This window comes from Stieleria sp., from assembly GCF_041595215.1.
In the GTDB taxonomy this organism is placed as follows: domain Bacteria; phylum Planctomycetota; class Planctomycetia; order Pirellulales; family Pirellulaceae; genus Stieleria; species Stieleria magnilauensis.
In genome coordinates this window covers 1-5634 of sequence record NZ_JBFHKV010000534.1, presented here as the reverse complement: position 1 = coordinate 5634, position 5634 = coordinate 1, and the positions used below count along the sequence as shown (strand labels likewise).

Annotated in this window: 3 protein-coding genes; 2 read left to right on the top strand and 1 reads right to left on the bottom strand. The window is 59.0% G+C overall.

Going from position 1 to position 5634, the window contains the following annotated elements; translation table 11 throughout:
* Positions 1 to 703: hypothetical protein (locus ABX749_RS19490; RefSeq protein ID WP_372897437.1), on the top strand; the 703-nt coding region annotated here is incomplete at its 5' end.
* Between the two features lie 681 nt (positions 704 to 1384).
* Positions 1385 to 4459 carry a serine hydrolase gene (locus ABX749_RS19485; RefSeq protein WP_372897436.1) on the top strand — a complete coding sequence of 1025 codons (3075 nt, stop codon included), beginning with the start codon at positions 1385 to 1387 and terminating at the stop codon, positions 4457 to 4459.
* 84 nt (positions 4460 to 4543) lie between these two features.
* Here ABX749_RS19485 and ABX749_RS19480 read toward each other — a convergent pair whose 3' ends face one another.
* Complete coding sequence (locus ABX749_RS19480; RefSeq protein WP_372897435.1) at positions 4544 to 5479, bottom strand: FG-GAP repeat domain-containing protein; 936 nt, start codon at positions 5477 to 5479, stop codon at positions 4544 to 4546.
* Positions 5480 to 5634 lie beyond the last annotated feature (155 nt).

Sequence of the window (5634 nt, the reverse complement as noted above, 5' to 3'; positions counted from 1 at the left end):
CCACGTCGTCGCACTCGATGCGCGGACGGGAGCGCTGAAGGTTTCCAACACGACGTCGGGAACGTTGGAACGTGAAGTCAACAACGGCATCAGTCTGCAGGGCAACCTGACGATCGTCGATGGTGAACTGCGATTTCTTGCCGGCGGCGTCTACGAGACGGCACGCTATGACCTGGAAACACTGGAGTGCCTCAACACGCCACGGGCTCAAGTCAATTCGCAATTCCGGACGGCGTTCTACCCGTATTATCCGGCGTATGGAAAATACGTCTCGTTGGATTATCAGTGCAGCGACGGCTGCCAGCTTAGCCACGACGCCAGTTACGAAGGCAGCCAATTCGTTAACTTGGCTCGCCAACAGCCGTTGGCACCGGGGACTCCCAAACCCTACAAAGAAGCCGCGCGGTGGGTCCGTCGCGGCGGTGAAGCCCCCAAGGCGATCTGGCAAGACACGGGAAATCGACGGTTCACCAGCTTCGCCGTCACCGATGAAACATTGCTGGCGACGGGCCATCCCGATGGGAACGAATCCGACGCGTTCCTGGTTTCGATCAACACTCGAGATGGCAGCGACAACTGGATCAAACCGTTGCCCGCACTGGCCGTCAAAGGCGGCGTGTCGATCGATCACCAGGGGCGGATTTCGGTGGCGCTGGAAAATGGACAATTGCTCCGCTTCACGCCCGAGCATTCGGGGCGGTGATCCTCTGCAACCTCGTTCCGCTGACTCCTGCTATTGTTAGCGGTAGGGCGCAAGCCGTCCGATCTTTCCCCAATACCGCTAAGTTGAGCGTCGTTTCCTTAGTTGAATGCCCGTAGGCTCGCGCCAAACGGCTAATCTTTGTTTGATATCAGCCGGTTCGCGCCAGCGCGAGAGGCCCCTCATTCATGTTAACTTAGCGGTCTTGGGGCTTTCCCACCGACTCGACAAGTAACGGTAACCGCTTGGTGAGGGAGGAAAATCTTAACAATCCGCTGACTCTAACGTTTTCTATGTTTGTTCGCGATGAAGCCCGGAGGGCTGGCACAATGCTTGCCGGTGGCGTCAGCCACCGGAATGGAAAGACCTCGATCACGGAGGCCTGAAAGGCCGGCACAATCGGTCTCATGAACCGCGGTACTGCTAAAAGTGGGGAATTGTGTCGGCCCGCTGGGCCTCAGAGATTCCGTGTAACAATCTCCGGTGGCTCACGCCACCGGCATTCACTCTGCCGGCCCTCCTGGCCTAACAGACTTCGCCTGCCCGGCGAAATCCGGTACAGAGAAAACGTTAGAGTCAGAAAATCCATTAAGGGATTGCGTTGTCCTTTTCGCACGATCCTGGTGATGAATCGAATTTTCGCGGCATGTCGCCGTTTCAGTGCCTCATCTTCGGACAACACCCATGGGTTCCAATCGTCAATACACCTTTCGCCCCGTCGGCGAATCATTGGAACAGCGGCGTTTGCTCGCGGCGATCGAATTGCCAGCGGTTGAAATGCACTCGGAACTCTCCGGCGACGTGGCTGTCGCCCAGGTCAGCGAATCGACAGCCTCCACGCAATCCGTCGCGGCGGCCGCGGCGACGGGGATCGTGGCTCGGCATCGCATGACGTCGACGCAGTACAACGCCGAAGTCGCACGCCTGCAGGACCTCGGTTATCGCCCCTTCCAAGTCTCCGGGTATGAACTTGCCGGCCAAGACTACTACGCGGCGATCTGGAAGCCCACCGGCAGCACCGCCTGGCAAGCACGCCACGGCATGACGTCGTCCCAATACCAGCAGGAATTCACAGCCCTGGTCGGCCAAGGCTATCGACTGACCCACGTCAACGGTTACACGATCGGCGGGATCGATCGCTATGCCGCGATTTGGGAAAACTCGTCCGGCCCCGGTTTTTACGCCCGTCACAGGATGACCGGTTCACAGCTGCAAAACTTTGACAACGATTACACCAGCCAAGGCTATCGAATCACAAAACTCAGCGGCTACGCGATCGGCAGCCAAAGCTACTACGCCGCGATTTGGCAGAAACAATCGGGGCCGGCCTACGTGTGGCGTTATGGTTTGACGTCCGCCGAATTTCAAGAACAGTCCGGCCAGTTCGCCGCATCAGGCTATGACGTCGTTGATGTCAGTGGCTACAGCGTCGGAGGTGTCGATTACTACGCGGGGATCTGGGAACAGCAATCGACAACCAGCGGCGTGCTCCGCCACGCCTTGAGTTCATCCCAGTATCAATCCGAATTTGACGCGTTGTTGGCGCAAGGTTACGAACTCCGTCAGGTGGATGGCTACACGGTCGGAGGCATCGACCGCTACGTGGCCAGTTGGACCAAGCCCGCCCAAGCGTTCACGGAGTTGCCGATTTCCGGCACGATGCTTCCGCAACTCTCGGCGCTGACGGAGACCGTCGAGCAATTCATGATCGAGCGACAGATACCGGCCGGGTCGATTGCGATCAGCAAAGACGGCCAATTGCTCGGTGAGATCGGCTTGGGTTGGAGCGATCACGATCAAACCGACGCGATCGATCCGGATGCGATGTTTCGATTGGCAAGCGTGACCAAGCCGATGACCGATGCGGTGGTCACCAAATTGATCTCCGAAGGCGTGCTCAGCTTAGACGATCAAGTGTTTTGCACCGTGGGGGCGAGCGATGACTGTCTACTAGACATCACGCCATGGGGCACGCCCGATGCCCGACTCTCCCAAATCAACGTGGGGCATCTGCTCGAGCATCGCGGAGGCTGGGACCGCGATCTTTCGGGAGACCCGGTGTTCAATCAAATCGCGATCGCCGGTGCCCTGGGCATCCATTCGCCACCCAATCAATATCAGATCGCACAGTACGTGCTCGGGCAGCCGTTGGATTTTGATCCGGGCACGCGCTACGCCTACTCCAACTTCGGCTACATGATCCTGGGGCTGGTGGTCGAAAACAAAACGGGACGCGACTTCACGGAGTATTTGCAGAACGAGATCTTTCGACCGATCGGAGTTGCGAACACGGAGATTGAACTGGGTCGTAGTCTGCCGGATGACCGCAACGCTCGCGAGCCGAACTATCGCCATCCGTCACTGGGGACCAGCGTGTTTGACACGTCTCAGCTCGTTGCCTTTCCCGACGGAGCGTTCCATCTGGAATCGATGGAATCCTTTGGAGGCCAGATCGCCTCGGCGCGGGCGGTCACAAGCTTTCTGGATCGATACTGGATCAGCGGAGAACGACGCAGCGGCGGAAGTGCAAACTACACGTTCTATGGTTCCTTACCGGGCACCGTGACGATGGCGCGGCAACGGCTCGACGGATTCAACGTCGTCGTCTTGCTGAACCAAAGGACGGATGCAGCGGGAAACACCTATGACGTCAACGTGTTGAAAAGCCGAGTCGATGCGGTGCTGGACACGGTGGACGTCTCGATCACGACGCAAGACACGATCGGTCTTTATCAAGGCGACACGTCGTTGTTCCACCTGAAAGAATCGTTCGGCGCGGGGCCGTCGGATCAGTACTTCGCGTTCGGTCCGAGCGGAAACGCCGGCTGGACGCCGCTGGTCGGCGACTGGAATGGTGACGGAACCGACACCATCGGACTGTACCAGGGCGATGCGTCGCTGTTCCATCTAAAGGATTCGTTCTCGCCCGGAGCTGCCGACCACTACTTCGCATTCGGTCCCGCAGGTGCGGGCTGGATTCCGCTGGCCGGAGACTGGAACGGGGACGGCATCGATACCATCGGACTCTACCAACCCGACGTGTCGCTGTTCCACCTCAAGGATTCGACCACACCGGGAGCCTCCGACCATTACTTCGCCTTCGGTCCCGGCGGCAATGCGGGCTGGACACCCGTGGTCGGCGACTGGGACGGCGATGGCAAAGACACCATCGGGCTCTACCAACCCGATGCGTCGCTGTTTCATCTTAAGAATTCGTTTACCGCCGGAGCATCGGATCAGTACTTCGCCTTCGGCCCGGGTGGAAACGCCGGCTGGACTCCGATGGCGGGGGATTGGAATGGCGACGGCACCGAAACGATCGGACTGTACCAACCGGACGTCTCTCTGTTTCACCTCAAAGATTCGTTCACCCCCGGCGCCGCCGATCACTACTTTGCGTTCGGGCCCAGTGGAAACGCCGGCTGGATTCCGCTGGCCGGTGATTGGAATGGCCCGACCATCTCCGCCAGCTCAACGGCCGCTGTTGCAGCGAATTTCGTTTCGGCGGCTTCGATGCCGGCGGCGAAGGCATCACCGACCGATTCATCCGACCCGACCGAAGAACTTACCGCGTCTGAATTGTCAACGCGGGTCGTTCGCCATCAGCAGGTGGATCAAGAAATCAACGCACCGGCCGAAACCGACATTGCCCAGACGGAGCGACAGCCCCAGAACCGAACGACTCCAGCAATGTCCGGAACGTCGCTCTCAGATCAGGAACTCCGCTTGCTCGACTTGGCGTGGCAAACGTGGAGTTGAGCTCGGTAGGCAATGCTGTGGATGGGATTTGGGTCAATGCCGCGGAATGAATCCTGCATCAACGGGAACAAGATCGCAAGGCCGCTACTTCTGCAGAAAGACAAACGTTCCCAGCTTGGACGCGGTGGCGACGTCGACGCGTCCGTCTCGGTTCAAGTCGGTGGCCAGAATCTGAACGCCGACGCCGGACGCGTCGTCGATTTGGTGCGGCACGTACCGGACCCCGCCGCCGGGTTCACGTCGCAGTTCAAACCAATAGACCACCGGCGGCGCACCGGGATCGATGTCTCCGTCTGGACCGTGCGCCCAACGTCGCTTTCCGGTGATCAGATCCGGCAATCCATCGCCGTTGATGTCAGCCGATGCCAACGCATGAGGCTGGGTGAACGCCACGCCATAGCGGTCGATCGCCGAACGATCGCCCATGATCAGGTGTTCGCGAAACGCCGTGTCCGGTCTGGTCCCCGATTGTTCGTACCACGCCAATCCCCAGCCATGCGCATCGACGGCGGACAGCACGTCTTGATCTCCATCGCCGTCGACATCGTGCGCAAACATTTGTGCCCCGCCACGGCCCGTTGAAAACAGACCGCGATGAAACTTCCATGGGGACGTCCGCGACGCATCGTCGGGCTGTTCATACCATCCGTCGTTCAGCAACAGATCCAGCTTGCCATCGTTGTTGATGTCGCCGACGCCTTGGCCGTGATAAAACTGTGGCCAGTCTTCGGGTTCGCCGATCGGGATGAATCGCCACGGTTCGGTCGGATGCGATGGATCGGGCTGAATCGAGCCCCAGCATCCGTCCCAGTGACAGATCACTTGGGGAACACCATCGCCATCCAAGTCCACGAGCGTAGGCGATTCACCTTTGACGCGATGGAACGCCACGTGCTTATTCCAGGGGACATCCGATTTGCCTGGATTCTCGTACCAGATCGCTTCGTGTTTGTGGACGCGACCGAGTACCAGAATGTCTTGACGGCCATCGCCGGAGAAATCGGCAACGAAGCTGAACATGCTGTTGCTGGGACTTTCCGCGGGCGGCAAAGCGATCGGTTCATAAAACGCGTGAGAGCGTTGAAAGTCGGGACCTTCATACCAAAACGTCCGGCGACCACGTCCAAGTCTCCATCGCCGTCGATGTCACCGCACGAAACGCCGTCGCAGTAAAT